This is a genomic window from Azospirillum sp. B21 (genome assembly GCF_008364825.1).
Classification (GTDB): domain Bacteria; phylum Pseudomonadota; class Alphaproteobacteria; order Azospirillales; family Azospirillaceae; genus Azospirillum.
Window position 1 is genome coordinate 771654 of the sequence record NZ_VTTO01000001.1, and the last position, 17635, is coordinate 789288.

Annotated in this window: 17 protein-coding genes and 1 tRNA gene; 8 read left to right on the forward strand and 10 right to left on the reverse strand. The window is 66.8% G+C overall.

From position 1 onward, the window contains the following. Window positions 1-5 precede the first annotated feature (5 nt). Window positions 6-668, forward strand: a complete 663-nt coding sequence (locus tag FZ983_RS03720) for an elongation factor P hydroxylase (RefSeq protein ID WP_149222225.1) — start codon at window positions 6-8, stop codon at window positions 666-668. A 267-nt stretch (window positions 669-935) separates the two neighbouring features. Here the strand turns inward: FZ983_RS03720 and FZ983_RS03725 are convergent, their stop codons facing one another. From FZ983_RS03725 to FZ983_RS03740, 4 genes are all read right to left on the reverse strand, one after another. Then, window positions 936-2633: a HAMP domain-containing methyl-accepting chemotaxis protein gene (locus FZ983_RS03725; protein WP_149222226.1), complete on the reverse strand. Its 1698-nt coding sequence runs from the start codon at window positions 2631-2633 to the stop codon at window positions 936-938. Window positions 2634-3296: 663 nt separating this feature from the next. Continuing rightward, window positions 3297-4241 (reverse strand): AEC family transporter, encoded by a 945-nt coding sequence (locus tag FZ983_RS03730; protein WP_014248571.1) that lies wholly within the window; start codon window positions 4239-4241, stop codon window positions 3297-3299. A 73-nt stretch (window positions 4242-4314) separates the two neighbouring features. Then, a complete protein-coding gene (locus FZ983_RS03735) occupies window positions 4315-4983 on the reverse strand; it encodes an RraA family protein (protein WP_014248572.1) in 669 nt (222 codons plus the stop codon). Between the two features lie 759 nt (window positions 4984-5742). Beyond that, window positions 5743-5817, reverse strand: a tRNA-Gly gene (locus FZ983_RS03740). A gap of 145 nt (window positions 5818-5962) precedes the next feature. Between FZ983_RS03740 and FZ983_RS03745 the strand changes: the two genes are divergently transcribed. The 5 genes from FZ983_RS03745 to FZ983_RS03765 all read left to right on the forward strand — a co-directional run bounded on the left by FZ983_RS03745 (window position 5963) and on the right by FZ983_RS03765 (window position 9041). Continuing rightward, the gene (locus tag FZ983_RS03745; protein WP_149222227.1) at window positions 5963-6508 is read left to right on the forward strand and encodes a prolyl-tRNA synthetase associated domain-containing protein; all 546 of its coding nucleotides are present in this window, start codon (window positions 5963-5965) and stop codon (window positions 6506-6508) included. A 180-nt stretch (window positions 6509-6688) separates the two neighbouring features. Further along, on the forward strand, window positions 6689-7663 hold the full coding sequence (locus FZ983_RS03750; RefSeq protein ID WP_149222228.1) for a co-chaperone YbbN: 975 nt from the start codon (window positions 6689-6691) through the stop codon (window positions 7661-7663). A gap of 57 nt (window positions 7664-7720) precedes the next feature. Then, entirely contained in the window at window positions 7721-8401 is a 681-nt protein-coding gene (locus FZ983_RS03755; protein WP_188092235.1) for an LON peptidase substrate-binding domain-containing protein, read from the forward strand. Between the two features lie 29 nt (window positions 8402-8430). Further along, window positions 8431-8661: a Trm112 family protein gene (locus FZ983_RS03760; RefSeq protein WP_149222229.1), complete on the forward strand. Its 231-nt coding sequence runs from the start codon at window positions 8431-8433 to the stop codon at window positions 8659-8661. Further along, complete coding sequence (locus FZ983_RS03765) at window positions 8658-9041, forward strand: DUF971 domain-containing protein (protein WP_149222230.1); 384 nt, start codon at window positions 8658-8660, stop codon at window positions 9039-9041. The genes FZ983_RS03760 and FZ983_RS03765 overlap by 4 nt, the downstream gene beginning before the upstream one ends. Window positions 9042-9086: 45 nt before the next feature. Here the strand turns inward: FZ983_RS03765 and FZ983_RS03770 are convergent, their stop codons facing one another. The 5 genes from FZ983_RS03770 to FZ983_RS03790 all read right to left on the reverse strand — a co-directional run bounded on the left by FZ983_RS03770 (window position 9087) and on the right by FZ983_RS03790 (window position 14433). Next, entirely contained in the window at window positions 9087-10598 is a 1512-nt protein-coding gene (locus FZ983_RS03770) for a UbiD family decarboxylase (RefSeq protein ID WP_149222231.1), read from the reverse strand. 116 nt (window positions 10599-10714) lie between these two features. Then, window positions 10715-10897 (reverse strand): hypothetical protein, encoded by a 183-nt coding sequence (locus FZ983_RS03775; protein WP_149222232.1) that lies wholly within the window; start codon window positions 10895-10897, stop codon window positions 10715-10717. 149 nt (window positions 10898-11046) lie between these two features. Further along, window positions 11047-11769 (reverse strand): acetoacetyl-CoA reductase, encoded by a 723-nt coding sequence (gene phbB / locus FZ983_RS03780; protein WP_149222233.1) that lies wholly within the window; start codon window positions 11767-11769, stop codon window positions 11047-11049. 148 nt (window positions 11770-11917) lie between these two features. Then, on the reverse strand, window positions 11918-13093 hold the full coding sequence (locus tag FZ983_RS03785) for an acetyl-CoA C-acetyltransferase (RefSeq protein WP_149222234.1): 1176 nt from the start codon (window positions 13091-13093) through the stop codon (window positions 11918-11920). 113 nt (window positions 13094-13206) lie between these two features. Further along, window positions 13207-14433, reverse strand: a complete 1227-nt coding sequence (locus FZ983_RS03790; protein ID WP_348771037.1) for an alpha/beta fold hydrolase — start codon at window positions 14431-14433, stop codon at window positions 13207-13209. Between the two features lie 637 nt (window positions 14434-15070). On the opposite strand from FZ983_RS03790, the gene phaR reads away from it, so the two are divergent. Together phaR and FZ983_RS03800 are read left to right on the forward strand one after the other, a co-directional pair. After that, complete coding sequence (phaR, locus tag FZ983_RS03795) at window positions 15071-15709, forward strand: polyhydroxyalkanoate synthesis repressor PhaR (protein ID WP_149222236.1); 639 nt, start codon at window positions 15071-15073, stop codon at window positions 15707-15709. A gap of 205 nt (window positions 15710-15914) precedes the next feature. Beyond that, entirely contained in the window at window positions 15915-16133 is a 219-nt protein-coding gene (locus FZ983_RS03800) for a hypothetical protein (RefSeq protein WP_149222237.1), read from the forward strand. 21 nt (window positions 16134-16154) lie between these two features. Here the strand turns inward: FZ983_RS03800 and FZ983_RS03805 are convergent, their stop codons facing one another. Beyond that, complete coding sequence (locus FZ983_RS03805) at window positions 16155-17345, reverse strand: glutathionylspermidine synthase family protein (protein WP_149222238.1); 1191 nt, start codon at window positions 17343-17345, stop codon at window positions 16155-16157. Between the last annotated feature and the right edge of the window lie 290 nt (window positions 17346-17635).

Below are 17635 nucleotides of genomic sequence, written 5' to 3' on the forward strand. Positions count from 1 at the left end.
GCGCCATGATCCTGACCCCCATCGCCATCGACGACATGCCGAAGGCCATCGCGGCCTTCGACGCCCATCTGGACGGCCATGCCCAAGCGCAGGCCGCCTTCCGCCGGATCGCCGCGACCTGGCCCGTGCGGCCGGAGGACGAACCCGGCGGCGGCGTCGACACGCCGGCCCATCGGGCCGAGGCGGTGCGGCTGGCCCATGCCCACGGCATCGACACGCTGGATGAGCCGCCCAGCCGCTCCTTCATGTGGGACGGCAAGGTGATCCGCACCGATGTCGAGGCGACGGTGATCGTGCATGAGGTGGCGCATTGGCTGTGCGCGGCGCCGGAGCGGCGGACCCTGATCGACTACGGCCTGGGCCCCGGCCCGGAGACCACCGCCCGCAAGGAAGCCCGCGCCGACAAGCGCCTGTGCTTCGAGGACTGCATGCATGAGGAGCAGCAGACCTCGCTGCTCGGCGTGCTGTGGGAGGTCGAACTGGACCAGCCGGGAATCCTGGCCTTCCTGGAACAGAACTGGATGGAGCATTGGGAGCGGCCGAGCACCGCCGCCTTCTTCATCCGCCACGCCGAGGAACTGTTCACCCGCGGCCTGATCGACACCGACGGCCGCCCGACGACGGCGCGGGAGTGGGCGGATACGCGCAAGGGCGTGCTGGTGGGGTGATGTCCGGCGGGGTGTCGGCTGACGATGCCCCCTCCCTTCCCATGGCGTTGCCATGGGCCCCTCCCCTCCCCTCCCCCGCTTCACGGTAGAGGGTGGATTTCCAGTACAGCGGCAGTCCCCTCCACCGCCAAAGGCGGGGGAGGGTTAGGGAGGGGGCATGGCACGCCCCAAGACCAACAGCATCCACATAAAAGCGCCCTCCCCTGCCTTCGGCGGACCGAAGGTCCGTCCGATCTCAGGAGAGGGCATCGTCACCTCACCCCCGCGTCACGCCGCGGTGATGCGGGTGATGAAGGCTTCGATTTCATGGTCCAGACGGTTGAAGCTGCGCGACAGCTCTTCCGTGGTGTTCTGGACCGAGCCGGCGGAATGGCCGGTGGTCTCGGCGGCCTGCTGGACCAGACGCATTTCCTGCATCACCGCCATGGTGTCGACGGCGGCGCGCTGGGACCGGGCGCTGATGTCGCGGGTGGCGGCGTCCTGCTCTTCCACCGCGGCGGCGACGGTGCCGAGCGACTCGTCGACCTGACGGATGGTGCCGACGATGGCGCGGATGGCGCCGACCGCGGCATGGGTGGCGGCCTGGACCGCCGCGATTTCCGCGCCGATCTCCTCCGTCGCCTTGGCGGTCTGGTTGGCGAGGCTCTTCACCTCCTGCGCCACGACGGCGAAGCCCTTGCCGGCCTCACCGGCGCGCGCCGCCTCGATGGTGGCGTTCAGCGCCAGCAGGTTGGTTTGGCCGGCGATCGACTGGATCAGGCCGACGACCTCCTCGATCTTGCGGCTGGCCTCGCTCAGCCCCTGGACGATGCTGTCGGTGCGGCCGGCTTCGTCCACGGCGCCGCGGGCAAGTTGCGCCGACTGGCTGATGGAGCGGGTGATCTCGTCGATGGAGGCGCGGAGCTGCTCGGCACCGGCCGCCACGCTCTCCACCTCGCTGGTCGCCTCCTGCACGGAATGGGCGACGCTGTCGCTGTGGTGGCTGGTCTGCTTGGCATTGTCGAGCATCGAATTGGCTTCGTTGCGCATCGACGTGGCGGAGCGCACCACCTCGCCCATCATCGCCTTGACCGACGCCTCCAGGTCGTTGGCGAGCGCCGACATTGCCTGACGCCGTTCCTGTTCGTTGCGGATGCGCATCGCCTCCTGCTCGCGGGACAGTTCCTGCACCCGGATGGCGTTCTCCTTGAACACCTGGACGGTGCGGGCCATCTGGCCGATCTCGTCGCCGCGGTTCGCGGCGGGAATATCGGCCTCCAGGTTGCCGCGGGCCAGGCGTTCCATCACGTCGGTCAGGCGCACGATGGGCCGGGCGATGTTCATGCCGATGAACAGAGCGACGCCGACCGTCACCAGCAACGCGCCCCCCGCCACCAGCATGAAGGCCTGGGTCGTGTTATCGACCGACGCGTTGACCTGGGTGTAGGCGTCGGTGGAGACCTTGCGCTTGTAGTTCAGGTAGTCGCGGCTGGTCGCGTGCAGGCGGGTGTAGGCCGACTGCACCTCCTGCAGGAAGTCCAGCGGATCGACACCCATCTTCAGCAGGTCGAGGAAGCTCCCCACCTTTGCCAGATAGGTCGCGGCATCGCTGCCGAACCGCTCGAAATACTTCGCTTCCTCGTCGGTTTCGGCAGTGGCGCCCTTCAATGCTTCCGATTGGCCCTTCAGCTTGTCGAGTTGGCCGTTGAGGGCCTTCATCTCCTCATCCACCGCCTTGGGCGAGGCATTCGCGCTGCTGAGGATCACGGTCCGGTACATGCCGGCGTGGGCCATCGTCAAGGTGTCGGTCAGTCCCTGGATCTCCGCCTCACGCGTGAAGGAGCGGTTGAACAGGGTATCGAGCAGCGTCGACTGCTGGGTGATCGCCGACCAGCCGAGCAGCGCGATCACCAGCATGCCGATGATCGCCGTCGTCGCCGGAATGGCCATCTTGACGGGGATGTGGAAGTTGTTGAGGAGGGTCATGGGGCACCTGCGTCGGCCGCCGGTCCGTGGCGCGAACCATCCGGCATGGCATTGGAGCGGAGGAACGGGCCGCGGTCGCGCGACGCCGGCTGCGCCATCGGCGCCGCCCTGCGTTCCGCCATCGCCGCACCGCTCCGCGATACGTGGTTGGAACGAGATCCCTTTACGGGTCCGAATCCGTAACCGGGGCGGCCGTCCCGCCGGCACGACCGCCACCGCGTCATCTCATCCCGAAAATCTTTTTCAATGATTAACGGCAGTTCTTTTGTCAGGATCTTTGATCTGTCACAATCGTTCGCCGATTTTTTGACATATTCCCGCATGCAAGTCTTAAGCATACTACGATATGCGTCAAGGCGGGGTGGCCTTCTCTTGTCAGGATCCAAACCGGCCGGACACCACTGCGCCAGCAGAGATTTCCCCTTTTCCGCGTTTTTCCAGAACAAGAAACAGCCCTGGCGCAGTCGTTTTGCTTCAGAATGCATACAATTAGAGGGTAACAGGAATTCACTCTCGCATCAACGGCGCGAATCCCGGTCATACTGCCGCATGGGAGGGCGTCAATGGACATTCCTTCCCGCCCGGGTTATGGCAGGGCCTGAAAGTCTATTCTTAGTCTTTTCAAAGATATGCCAAGTAGACGTGCCGCCGGCGCATACCGCTTCAGCCCGCGGCCGACACCATGAAGGCGATGGAGATCGACACCGGCGACAGCAGGGTGGAGATCAACAGCGACATCGACACCACGTCCCGCCCGGCGTTGTAGCGCTCGGCGAAAACATAGGCGTTGATGCCGATGGGCAGGGCCGCGGCGGTCACGGCCGGGGCGACCCACACCGGCGGCAGGTCGAAGACATGGGTGGCCAGCAGCCAGGTCAGCAGCGGATGCAGCCCGGTCTTCAGCAGGGCCACGACCGTCGCGGGCAGCACCGCGCCCGAGGCCGGGCTGAGCGCCAGCGACGCGCCCAGCGTGAAGCAGGCGCATGGAAGCACCGTCTGCGCCATCATGGTGAAGCTCTTCATCACCATGGGCGGGATCGGCAGATGGATCAGGTTGGCCGCCAACCCGAGGATGACCGACACCACCAGCGGGCTGGTCAGCGTCGCCTTGGCCGCCCCCAGCGTCGCCTGCACCGGGCGCCCGGACCGGCCGCCGCGCGCCGACCGCTGGGTCTCCGCCAGCATGGTGGCGGAGGTGAACAGCAAGGGCGACTGAAAGACGATCAGCAGCATCACCGGCACCGCCACCGTCGGCCCATAGGCCTCCATGATGATGGGCGAGCCGAGAAGCGCGATGTTGGAAAAAGAACTGGCGAGGCCAATGGGTGCGATCTGCTCCCGCCGGCCGGCCATCCGCATCCACAGCCCGCCCACCAGGAATACCGCCACCGCCGCGATGTAGAAGGACCCCAGCACCGCCCATTCCAGAGGATCGGGAATGTCCGCCCGCGCCATGTTTGAGAACAGCAGCGCCGGCAGCGCATAGATGCCGAGGAAACGGGAAAGCCCCTGAACCATCGCATTGCTGAAGCCGCGGTAGCGTGCCGCCCAGTAGCCAAGGGCGATCAGGCCGAACATCGGCAGGACGATCTGGAAAATCAGCGACATGGACGCGGCACCGTGTGGGCGGGGTCGGCCGGGTCGGGCCGACGATGCGGGGGCTTTCCTTACACCGATCCGCTCATTCGGCGGGAACGATCTCCAGCGGCGGGACGCCCAGCACATCCACCAGGGTGGCGCCGGCCTCGATCTGCTCGGTCCACTGGCGCTCGCGCTCCAGCAGGGCGAGGCTCTGGGCCAGGGCGGCATCGGCGAAAGCCAGCGGCACGACCACCACGCCGTCCTCGTCCCCCAGGATCAGGTCGCCGGGGTTGACCGGCACGCCGCCGATGGCCGCGGTGACGTCCATCTTGCCGCCGAAATTCTTGTGCGGGCCACGGGCAACCGCCCCCTTGGCGAACACCGGCAGGCCGAGTCCGCGGATTTCGTGCAGGTCGCGGACGGAGCCGTCGACCACCAACCCGCCGAGCGCCCGGCGCTTGCAGCAGCGCACCACCCATTCACCGGCCAGCGCCACGTCATCCAGACCGCCGCCGGCCACGACGACGACGTCGCCCGGTTCGGCCAGGCTGACGGCATGATGAACCATGCTGTTGTCGCCGGGCATGGTGACGACGGTGCGGGCCTGACCGCAGATGCGCATGCCCGGCACCATCGGCTTGATCCGCGAATCCATGCTCTGGCAGCGGTTCAGCGCATCGGAGGCGACGCTGCTGGGCACCGACGACCATTTGGCGAGGGCGTCGGTGGACAGCCGGCGGTAGTCGACGAGATAGCGTTGCATGGCCATGGCAGGGTCCTTTCTTCGGTCTGGTCTTCGTGTCTGGATCGGGTTCGGAGGGGGCGTTGGGAGCAGTGACGGTTCCTGCGTCGCTCGATCCCGAAGCCGGCGGACCCGTCCGCCATGCGGCCGGTGACCGGCATCGGCGGACGGATCAAGCGATCCGGGTGTCCTTATGCGGGAAGGATTCGGGACTTCAACGCGCTTTTCCGCGGAACATTTGCGAGCGACACAACCCCCGGAGCTTTAGACGCCATTTATTTAGATTTTGAAGTGTACCCGCATAAGCCGTCATACGCAAGGAGGTTGACAATCTGTAAATACGTCATAGGAAATTTCATCCCGCCTTGCTGGTTATAACCAAGAGGCACACGCTCTTGACGTGAAATTATAAGAAAGTCACCAGGCAAGCCTCGGGGATCCATAACTGCCGCAGCAGGCGGTGGGAACTGGGCGGAGTCGGAAAAACGCGCTTGAGTAGAAGGTGGGGATCTCGACTACAATTGTATGATGCCGATGTCTCGTCTTGGCACAATCTCAGGATAGGCCATTCAACCCGCAAAAGCGGGCCGGCACCGCCGGGCGCCCAGGTCGGAGGAAAAGGCAGAGGAACTGCGACGCGCGGGACGGTGAGACCGTGGGGCCGGGGCGGGACGGGTGGTCCGAAGATGACAGGCAGGCAAATGCGAATGCCGAAAAGCGAAAGGCCGGCACCCGAAGGTCCGGCCTTTTGAGATCGCATGCTCCAGCAGGAAGGCTGGAGGAAACTGGAGCGGGCGAAGGGATTCGAACCCTCGACCCCAACCTTGGCAAGGTTGTGCTCTACCCCTGAGCTACGCCCGCGCTCCGTACCGTCGTTCAGCAGCTTGTCGGTGCCGTCCGGCGGTGTGCGGCGGACTATACTCATCGGCCGACGCATTGCAAGCGCCTTGTTTCAGTTTTTTTCACCGGCTGGACGATTTTACGCGCGCCCGGTACAAGGGCTGTCATGGACACCGCATCGACCTCCCTTCCGGATCAGGCGGCGCCGCTGCCGACCTCGCCGGACCAACTGCTGGCGCGGCTCGACGCGCTGGGCATCCAGGCGACCACGCACAGCCACCCGCCGCTGCACACGGTGGAGGAGAGCAAGGCCCTGCGCGGCGCCCTGCCCGGCGGCCATTGCAAGAACCTGTTCCTGAAGGACAAGAAGGATCAGCATTGGCTGGTGGTGGCGCTGGAGGATGCGCGGGTCGACCTGAACCGGCTGGACAAGGCGATCGGGTCGGCGCGGCTGTCCTTCGCCTCGGCCGACCGGCTGTGGCGCGTCCTCGGCATCCGGCCGGGGTCGGTCACGCCCTTCGCCCTGGTCAACGACACCGGGCACAAGGTGCGCGTCGTCCTGCAACAGGCGATGATGGAGCATGACCTGCTGAACTATCACCCACTGCTGAACGACCGCACCACGGCGATCCGGCGCGACGACCTGCTGCGCTTCATCCGCGCCTGCGGGCACGAGCCGGCGATCGTCGATTTCGGCCGCACCGAGGGTTGACCGGCTCCGGCGGCGGTTCCACGCAATGCTTGCCCACGCAATGCTTGCTTGAGCCGCCTTGCACGCTCACATATGTCGGCAACGATCAGGATCCGGGCCGGTAACGGCCGGATCGGCAACTCCATGGCCCACCGGGATGTCCTACTGGGCCAGGCATCACCAACGGGACCGAAACACGCCATGTTCTCCATGCCCCCCGCCAACGGGTCCAAGCCCGCCGCTCCCGCCGCCGGTGCTGCCCCCAGTGCCGCCCCCGGTGCCGCCGACGTCGTCAAGGACAGCAGCGACCGCGCCTTCATGGCCGACGTGATCGAGGCCTCGCGCGACGTTCCGGTGATCGTCGATTTCTGGGCGCCCTGGTGCGGCCCCTGCAAGCAGTTGGGCCCGATCATCGAGAAGGTGGTTCGCGCCGCCAAGGGCGCGGTGCGCCTGGTGAAGATCGACACCGACGCCAACCCGATGATCGCCTCGCAGCTCCGCGTGCAGTCGATCCCGGCGGTCTACGCGTTCTTCCAGGGCCGGCCGGTCGACGGATTCATGGGCGCCCTGCCCGAATCGCAGGTGAAGGCCTTCGTCGACAAGCTGGTGGCGCTGGCCAAGCAGGCCGGCGTCGGCGGCGGTGCCGGCGACCTGCTGGAGGAAGCCTTCGCCCAGGCCAAGGAGTTGATGGAGGGCGGCGATCTGCAGGGCGCGCTCGACCTCTACAGCCAGATCATGCAGGCCGAGCCGGAGAACGCCCAGGCCTATGCCGGCATCATCCGCTGCCTGATCGCCGCCGGCGACCTGGAGAACGCCAAGCAGATGCTGGCCCAGGCGCCGGAAGCCATCGCCAAGGACAAGGAGCTGGCCAACGTCCGCGCCGCCCTCGACGTGGCGGAGCAGGCCGCCAACGCCGGCCCGATCCCCGAGCTGATGGAGAAGGTCGCCCACGACCCGAACGACCATGCCTCGCGCTTCGACCTCGCCATGGCGCTGTTCGCCGCCGGCAAGCGCGAAGCCGCGGTGGACGAGCTGCTGGAGATCTTCAAGCGCGACCGGACCTGGAACGAGGACGGCGCCCGCAAGCAGCTGGTGAAGTTCTTCGAGGCGTTCGGCCAGACCGACCCGCTGACGGTGAAGACCCGCCGCCGTCTGTCGACCATGATGTTCAGCTGACGCTTTTCCGGACAAAGGACGGCTGTTCCACCGGCGAAGGGGTTCTATCTGATTGGCATGACCAGGAACCCAACCAGAAACCCCTTCGACCCGGATTTCAGCCAGTTGCCGGGGATGCTGCCCATCTTTCCGTTGGCCGGCGTCCTGCTGCTGCCACGGGCAAGGCTGCCGCTGAACATTTTCGAGCCACGCTACCTCGCCATGGTTGAGGACGCGCTGGGCAGCGGCCGCATGATCGGCATGATCCAGCCGCTCGACCCCGCGGGTCGGGAGCGCGAACCGGCCGTCTATGACTGCGGCTGTGCCGGCCGCATCACCAGCTTCGCCGAGACCGACGACGGCCGCCTCCTCATCACCCTGACCGGCGTCGCCCGTTTCGAGATCGGACGGGAAGTGGAGGGTGCGCGCGGCTACCGCCGGGTGGTTCCCGACTGGCGCCCCTTCCGCGCCGACCTGGAACCCGAGGTCTGCGGAGACATCGACCGCAATCGTCTGCTCGGCGCGTTGAAGAGCTATTTCCGCGTCCAGGGCCTGTCGGTCGATTGGAAATCCATCGAATCGACGCTGGACGAACGGCTGGTCAACTCGCTCGCCATGATCTGCCCCTTCACGCCCGGCGAGAAACAGGCGCTGCTGGAGGCCCCGACCCTGGCGGAGCGTGGGAAGCTCTTGATCGGGCTGGTCGAGATGGCCATTCTCGACAGCCATGACGGGGACGGTCCGCCGCCCAAGCATTGATCCTTTCCTTGAACACTGCGAGACACGACATGGCGACGCCCGAGGACAAGAACAGCGAATCGAAAACCAGCGCGCGAGTCGACCCGAAGCTGCTGGAAATCCTGGTCTGTCCGCTGACCAAGGGCCCCCTGCGCTACGACGCCGAACGGGGCGAACTGGTCAGCGAGCGCGCCGGACTGGCCTACCCGATTCGCGACGGCATCCCGATCATGCTGATCGACGAGGCCCGCAGCCTGGACAAGGCGGGAGCGTCGCGATGAGTGGCGATGACTTCGGCACGGTCCACTGGCCTACCGAGATCCGCCTGAAGAAGGAGGAGAAGCGGCTGGAGGTCGATTTCGACGACGGCCGGACCTTCTCCTACCCGGCGGAGTTCCTGCGCGTCGTCAGCCCGTCCGCCGAGGTGCAGGGCCACAACCCCAGCCAGAAGCAGACCGTCGCCGGCCGCCGCCATGTCGGCATCATGCGGGTGGAGCCGGTCGGCAACTATGCCGTCCGCATCGTCTTCGACGACCTGCACGACAGCGGCATCTACACCTGGAAGTACCTCTACGAGATCGGCACCGAACAGGAGAGCCTGTGGGCCGGGTATCTGGAGGAACTGCAGGCCAAGGGCCTGAGCCGCGACCCGCGGCGGTAACGGACCGGATCGTCCCTCCCCCTCCGTAGGAGAGGGACGTCCCCCTCACTTCCAGATCGGTTTCCCGCTGCCCGGCAGGCCGTAGAGGTCCCATTTCCGGCTGACCTTCTCCACGACATCATCGGTCATGTGCAGCTTCTCGCCCCATTCGCGCTTGGTCTCCGGCGGCCATTTGTTGGTGGCGTCCAGACCGACCTTGCCGCCAAGGCCCGATTCCGGGCTGGCGAAGTCGAGATAGTCGATCGGCGTGCCTTCGATCACCGTGATGTCGCGGGCCGGGTCCATGCGGGTGGAGATCGCCCACATCACGTCCTTCCAGTTCCGGGCATCGATGTCGTCGTCCACGACGATCACCCATTTCGTGTACATGAACTGGCGCAGGAAGGACCAGACGCCCATCATCACGCGCTTGGCGTGGCCGGGATAGGCCTTCTTCATGCTGACCACCGCGATGCGGTAGGAGCAGCCTTCCGGCGGCAGCCAGAAATCGACGATTTCCGGGAACTGCTGGACCAGCAGCGGTATGAACACCTCGTTCAACGCCTCGCCCAGCACCGACGGCTCGTCGGGCGGCCGGCCGGTGAAGGTGGACAGATAGATCGGCTTGCGCCGCATCGTCATGGCGGTGACGGTGAAGACCGGGAAAGGCTCGACAGAATTGTAATAGCCGGTGTGGTCGCCGTAGGGTCCCTCGTCGGCGTATTCGTCCAGGCTGACATGGCCTTCCAGGACGATTTCCGCCTGGGCCGGCACCTTCAGCGGCACGGTCTTGCACTCCACCAGCTCCACCTTCTTGCCGCGCAGCAGACCGGCGAACTGGTATTCCGACAGGGTGTCGGGCACCGGCGTCACCGCGGCCAGGATGGTGCCGGGGTCGGCCCCCAGCACGACCGCGCAGGGCAGCGGATCGCGCTTCCCGCTCGCGGCCCAGCGGTGATGATGCTGGGCGCCGCCGCGGTGCTTCAGCCAGCGCATGATGGTCTTGTTCTTGCCCAGCACCTGCATGCGATAGATGCCGAGGTTGAAGTCGTCCTCGCGCTTGCCCGTCGGCCCCTTGGTGACCACCAGCGGCCAAGTGATCAGCGGCGCCGGCTCGCCCGGCCAGCAACCCTGCACCGGCAGGCGGCCGAGGTCGATGTCGTCGCCGGTCAGCACCACCTCCTGACAGGGGGCGGAGCCGACAGTCTTCGGCTTCATCGACAGCACGGTCTTGGCGAGCGGGATCAGTTCCAGCGCCTCGCGGAAGCCGCCAGGCGGCTCCGGCTGCTTGAGAAAGGCCAGCGTCTCGCCGACGGCGCGCAGCTGGTGCGGCTCGCGGTCCATGCCCCAGGCGACCCGCTCCACCGTGCCGAACAGGTTGACCAGCACCGGCATCTCCGAGCGCGTGCCGTCGGCCTTGACGACGTTCTCGAACAGCACCGCCGGGCCGTTCTCGGCCAGCAGGCGGGTCTGGATCTCGGTCATCTCCAGTACGGTGGACACCGGTTCCTTCACCACCACCAGCCGCCCCGCCTTCTCCAGCCGGTCGATGAAGTCACGCAACGAGGTGTAGGGCATCGCAGGGTGTCCAGTGTGTGGGTGGTGCGTCCGAAACGGACGATAACCTTCAACTCGGCGGCCGGTCCGTCAAGTGCGGCGGGGTCAGATATGCTGAGAAAGACCGGTGTCGGCGCCTAGCTCGCCGAGCCATTCTTACGATGTCGGCTTTGCCTGGCGTCCAACAGCGCATTGAACCCTTCGGCATCAATGAACGGCCCGGACAATCGCTGATCAATCAGTCGCCGAAGCAGGTCGATCGTGCTTTCCGAATGCTCGTCCATGTCCTCGGCCGGTAACTTCGATGTGTCAGCCGTCATGACCACCTCCATCTCAAACGTACAGGACGCTTCCACCCGCCCCAAAAACAAAACCCCTCCCCCACCCCCGGCGGACCAAGGGTCCGGCCGGAAGCGGGAAAGGGGCTTCGTCACAGCTCATGAACCGGGGTGCGAGACCCGGCCCGGGATCAATACATGTGCTGGCCGCCGTTGACCGACAGGGTCGAGCCGGTCATGAAGCCGTTGTCGTCGTCGACGAGGTACAGCACGGCCTTGGCGATCTCCGAGGCGCGACCGAGGCGGCCGACCGGGATGCGGGCGACGATCTTCTCCAGCACGTTCGGCGGCACCGCGCGCACCATGTCGGTGTCGATGTAGCCGGGGGCGATGGCGTTGACGGTGATGCCCTTGGCCGCGCTCTCCTGCGCCAGCGCCTTGGTGAAGCCGTGGATGCCCGACTTGGCGGCGGCGTAGTTGACCTGACCGTACTGGCCGGCCTGGCCGTTGACGGAGCCGATGTTGACGATGCGGCCGAAACCGCGCTCGCGCATGCCGTCGATCACGTTGCGGCACATGTTGAAGCAGGAGGACAGGTTGGTGTGGATCACCTTTTCCCACTGCTCGTAGGTCATGCGGTGCATCACGCCGTCGCGGGTGATGCCGGCGTTGTTGATGAGCACGTCGACCGGACCGAGATCGGACTCGATCGCGGCGATCCCCTTCTTGCAGGCGTCGAAGTCCGCGACGTCGAACTTGTAGGTCGGGATGCCGGTGCGGGCGGTGAACTCTTCGGCCGCCTGATCGTTGCCGGCATAGTTGGCGGCGACCTTGTAGCCGGCATTCTTCAGCGCGACGGCAACCGCCTCGCCGATGCCGCGGGTGCCACCAGTGACGACTGCAACACGAGCCATAGTTCTTCTCCCCAGATTTAGTGATGATTGGTTGGTTTCTTTGATTTTTTATTCTTGGGCATGGTACTCCCTCCGCAGGTCCGGCGGATGTCCCAAGCCTTCAAGCGAAACGGGCCGCTTCCATTTTGGAAAGCGGCCCGCCCGGTCCTCAGTCGCGCTGGACGCAGAGGGCGATGCCCATGCCGCCACCGATGCACAGGGTGGCGAGACCCTTCTTGGCGTCGCGCTTCTGCATTTCATACAGCAGCGTGGTCAGCACGCGGGCGCCGGAAGCGCCGACCGGGTGGCCGAGCGCGATGGCGCCGCCATTGACGTTGACCTTGCTGGTGTCCCAGCCGAGGTCCTTGTTGACCGACAGCGCCTGGGCGGCGAAGGCCTCGTTCGCCTCGATCAGATCGAGGTCGTCGACGGTCCAGCCGGCCTTTTCCAGAGCCTTCCGCGAGGCCGGGATCGGGCCGGTGCCCATGATGGCCGGATCGACGCCGGCGGTCGCCCAGGAGACGATGCGGGCCAGCGGGGTGACGCCGCGCTTGGCCGCGTTCTCCGCCGACATCAGAACCAGGGCGGCGGCGCCGTCATTGATGCCCGACGCGTTGCCGGCGGTCACCGTGCCGTCCTTCGAGAAGGCCGGGCGCAGCTTCGCCAGCGATTCCGGGGTCGTGCCGTGCTTCGGATACTCGTCGTCCGACACGACGACGTCGCCCTTGCGGCCCTTGATGGTGACCGGGACGATCTCGTCCTTGAAGCGGCCGGCCTTCTGGGCAGCCTCGGCCTTCTGCTGGCTGGCGGCGGCGAAGGCGTCCTGCTCGTCGCGGGTCAGCTGCCACTTCTGGGCGACGTTCTCCGCCGTGGTGCCCATGTGATAGCCATGGAAGGCGTCGGTCAGGCCGTCGCGCAGCATGGTGTCGAGCAGCTCGGCGGAGCCCATCTTGGTGCCGTTGCGCAGGTGCATGACGTGCGGCGCCATGCTCATGCTCTCCTGGCCGCCGACGACCAGGACGTCGGCGTCGCCGTTCTTGATCGCCTGATAGCCGAGCGCGACGGCGCGCAGGCCGGAACCGCAGAGCTGGTTGATGCCCATGGCGGTCGCCTCCACCGGGATGCCGGCGTTGACGGCGGCCTGGCGGGCCGGGTTCTGGCCCTGACCGGCGGTCAGGATCTGGCCCAGGATGACTTCGTCCACTTCCGCCGCGTCGGTCTTGGCACGGGCCAGCGCTTCGCGGATCGCGACCTCGCCCAGAACGTGGGCGGGAACGGTGCTGAGAGCACCGTTGAAGCTGCCGATGGGCGTACGGGCGGCACCGGCGATGACGACTTCGGTCATTGAACGCTCCTCGAAATAGGACAGTTTTATTATAGCGCTGGTGGGACGCTCGGAGTGATTGTTACCTTAAGTCGGGCAATGTGACGGGTGCAAGCTGGCCGAAGGTCGCGGCGCTAACCTGTCGCAGCAAGCCATTCGGCCAGCGGATTCCACACTCCGGTCTCGGCACCGGCACTCACAACCATTCCGATATGGCCCAGCGGCGGGCGCAGAATGCGGGCATCGGGGATCGCGGCGGGCAGCGCCAGAGCGGAAGCGGGCGGGACGATGCGGTCGCGCTCCGGGATCAGGGCCAGGGTGGGCACGCGGATGGCGGCCGGATCGACCGGCAGGCCCGCGACCATCCAGGCGCCGGCCATCGTGTCGTTGCGCCCATACCATCCCGCCAGCGCATCGCGGGCCACCCCGGCCACCAGCGGCACCCCGTCGTTCAGCCAGTCCTCCAGCGCGACGAAGGCCGCGGCGGCGCGGGAGTCCGGCGCCATGCGGGCGAAGCTGCCGAACTTCTTCAACGCCAGCAGCGGGTCGAGCTGGGCGAACAGCGCCTGCAGCGCGTCGGTCGGCAACTCGCCCCAGCGCTCCAGCGCCGGTCCCCAGGGCTGGATGAAGGCGGCCACCCGGCGCGCCGTGGCCGCATCCTCAGCATGGAAATCCCAGGGCGTCGCCATCAGCCCGAGCCCGGCGAGCGACCGCGGCCGGCGTTGCGCCAACGCCGCGGCCAGCAGCCCGCCCATGCAGTATCCCACCACCGGGACCGGCCGCCCAACCGCCTCCACCACCACATCCAGCGCGCGTTCCAGCCGGCCGGCGATATAGTCGGTCAGGGTGAAGCGGCGCTCCAGCGGCCCCGGCCTGCCCCAGTCCAGCATAAGCGGGCGGAAGCCGCGCGCCGCCAGCCAGCGCATCAGGCTCTTGTCGCGCGACAGATCGAGGATGTAGGCGCGGTTGACCAGCGACGGCACGAACAGCACCGGCCGCCCGCCGCCCCCCTCGCCATAATCCAGCAGGCGCGATCCGCCCTCGGTCCAGACCACCGGCGGGTCGGGCAGATCGCGGACATAGGGGTGGCGGCGGTAGCGCTCGATCCCGGTCAGGACCGCGTCGATGCGGCGCCGGACCTCACGGTCAACCTCCCGGCTCAGAGGGTCGTCGGCGCTTGGCCCCGCCTTGCCGCGCAGCCGGTCGGCCTGCGACATTTCGTCCCTCAGCGCTGCCGCCCGTTCCCTCAGGGCCGGATTCCAGGGCAGCGAGCCGTTCCTCAAGAGCGGCAATGCGGCCGAGGAGCTGAGCAAGCTGCCCAGCGCCGCCGTCAGATGCAGGCCCAGCGGGCGCGGCCCCATGCGAAGGGGCGTCCCGTCCGCCCGCTTCCCCTTTTCCCCCGTCCTGTCCTGTGGGCGCTCGCTCATCGAAAGGCCGTTCGCTTTGGGGAGAAACGTTGTGGGAGAAGGGTGCCGGACGGGGATCCCAACCGCTGCCGGGCATGCCGCCCGCACCGAATCCGAACCCGGCAGGCCCGAAGGCGAACGGTGCCACGGCCGCTATCCCCTGCCCCATCATCTGGAACATCCGGGCCATCATGTCGGCCGTCTCCGCATCGGCGGCGCTTGCCGTCCACTGGTCCTGCCACAGGTCCAGGTAGCGGCGCGCCAGCGATTCATAGGATGGCGGATCAGGCGGAGGATTTGGTTGCGACGGGTCGGCCATGGCCGGATTATAAGGGCGGCGGGGCCGGATTGACCAGTGCGGCATGGCTCCCCACCTGTCCGTTCGGGTATCGGCGGAGGCTGTCCGGGCGCGTCTCGCTTCTCCATCAGTGCGGCGTTTCGGAGCGCAACCGCGGCGGTATGCCGCGGCGCAACGCTGGACAAATTGCTATCCCTTCGAGTAGTCCTAATGACGGAACAATTTCCGCCGCAATGTCCCCGTATTCTGGAACATGATGGTTCTGGAATATGTCCCTTCTTGAAAGAGTCCGCGATGGCCGACAAGGAAGACCAGAAGTCCGCTCCGATCACGATCAAGAAGTACGCCAACCGGCGGCTCTACAACACCGCCACCAGCAGCTATGTCACGCTGGACCATCTCTGCCAGATGGTGAAGGACGGGCTGGACTTCGTGGTCTATGACGCCAAGACTGGGGAGGATATCACTCGCTCCGTCCTGACCCAGATCATCGTGGAGGAGGAAAGCAAGGGCCAGAACCTGCTGCCCATCAGCTTCCTGCGCCAGCTGATCGGTTTCTACGGCGACAACATGCAGTCGGTCGTACCGCGCTATCTGGAATATTCGATGCAGGCCTTCTCCCGCAATCAGGAGCAGATGCGCGACTATTTCCAGAACACGCTGGGCGGCATGTTCCCGTTCGGCCGCCTGGACGAGGTCAGCAAGCAGAACATGGCGATGTTCGAACGGGCCATGCGGATGTTCACGCCCTTCGGCGTCGCCGGCGCCCCGGACGACGTCGCCGGCCAACGTCCGGCCGGACAGCCGGGCGCCACGACTCCCCCCACCCCGGCGGTCGGCGCCACCTTCGACGAGTTGCAGAAGCAGATCGACGAGTTGCAGAAGCAGATCGCCAGCATCGCCAAGCCGCCCGGCAAGACGGACGCCAAATAACCGGACGCCAGGCAACCGGACGGTATTGTTCCGGAGGACGGGCAGCACGGAAGGCGGGGTCATACCCCGCCTTTTTCATTGCGCCGGCCGAATCGGGCGCGCAGGCTTGGGGCCGTGCATAGGGGGCACCTTCTCGTCCACGGTGCCGGTCCGGCGGCTCTGCCGCGTGGGTTCGGCCCATCCAACCGTCAGGAGGGAACCGACCATGACCACCGAACTGACCGTCTCGATCACCCTGGCCAGCGACGATCCGCGGGAGGTTTCCCGTTTCGAGGACATGCTGCGCAACTGGCTCGCCCATCAGCAGGGCGTGGCCGGGCTGGCCATCGCCGACCGCGGCAACGATCTTGCGACCGAGAACATCTGGCGCGCCGCCCGCAAGGCCACCTTCGGTCCGGCGCTGAAGAACCCCTTCGCGCCCTGACGGGCCGAACCCGGGAAGCGATCAGCCCCTGAACAGGTGCGGGACCATCGCCCAATCCGGGCCGCCGCCAAGGCCAAGCCGCGGATCGGTCGATTCCCGCACCCCCATGCCCAGGCACTTGTCGCCGACGATCCAGGCGTGCAGGACGGCGCGGGTATCCTCCTCGCGAAAGCAGGGCGGAGTCTCCAGCCACACCGCCCCGTGGGCGGCGACATCGCCGCCGATCTCCGGCCCATCGTCCGCGATCACCGCACCGTGATCCACGACGCGGGTCGGCGCACCGTCCAGCCCATGGAAGGCCCGCACCGTCACCATGTCCGCCCCGGCGATGCCGCTTGGATCAAGTGCGGCGCGGCACAGGTTGGGATGGCGCGGGTACAGGGACGACAGCACCGCCAGCAGGCCGTGGTTCGACCATAGCCAGCACCACAGCGGCGACAGCACGCTCATGCCGCTGCTGCGCAGCCGCTGCAGGAACCCATCGTCGGCCAGCCCGTCCCAGGGATAGAGCTTCGCCAGCCAGGAGATCGCCTGCCCCTCGTCGTCAAGGAAGCGCCGGCCGTCCCAGGCGATGGAGTGCAGCGGCAGCAGCCGGGTGTCGATGCCGGCCTCCGCCGCGGTGGCGGCCAGATAGACCAGTTCGCCCTCGCGCACCGGATCGGGGGTGGCGCAGGTCGCATGCATGCGCCCGCGGCCGGGCACCCCTGCCGCCATCTCCTCCCACCGCTCGACCAGCGCCTCGTGCAGGCCGTTGAACTGGTTGGCGTCGGAGGCCATCGCCTCGCGCCAGTTGCGCTGGATGATGGAGGCGGCGAACAGCCCCTCGCCGGTGTCGTAATTGCAGCCCAGCAGCTTGATGCTGTCGCGCCCGTCATAGGCCAGCGTCAGCCGCCCGGCAAGCCCGCCGGCCCGCTCGTTGCGCCGCCCGCCGGCCCAGTAATCGGTCCAGGACGCTTCCAGCATCCGCGCCAGATCGCCGCGGATGCCGAGTGCGGCGAACAGCTTGTGCTCCACCACATGGCGCACGGCGACGGCGATCATGCTGTGCAGTTCGTCCGCGACGCTTTCGATCAGATCGATCTGCGTGGCGCTGAACTCATAGACGGTGTCCTCCCGCCAGCCGGCCCCGGCCGACATGGCGCGCACACCATAGGGATATTTGCGGAGACCCGGGCGCCAGTCGGCCCGCGGCTTCATCGTCGTCCTGCGCATGCCTGTTCCGATCCCCTGCGTATCAGGACCGGGAGGCCGGACGGCACGCGGCGGCGACGGTCCGGCGCATGGATGAGATGACGGGCGGCAGGCTGGTCAACTGTCCACTGGGCAACGCTCTACTCCGGGGGAGGCCAATCCGAGGACGACGCGGATGCTCGCGACGCAATCGCTGCGGCGCAAGCACGGCCTTGCGTATGTAACCTGCCCCGCCGCGGCGCGCCAGCGCGCATCCGCGATAGCTCCCCCCGATCGGGCGGGCAACGGAAACGAAATGGACCGACGCGACG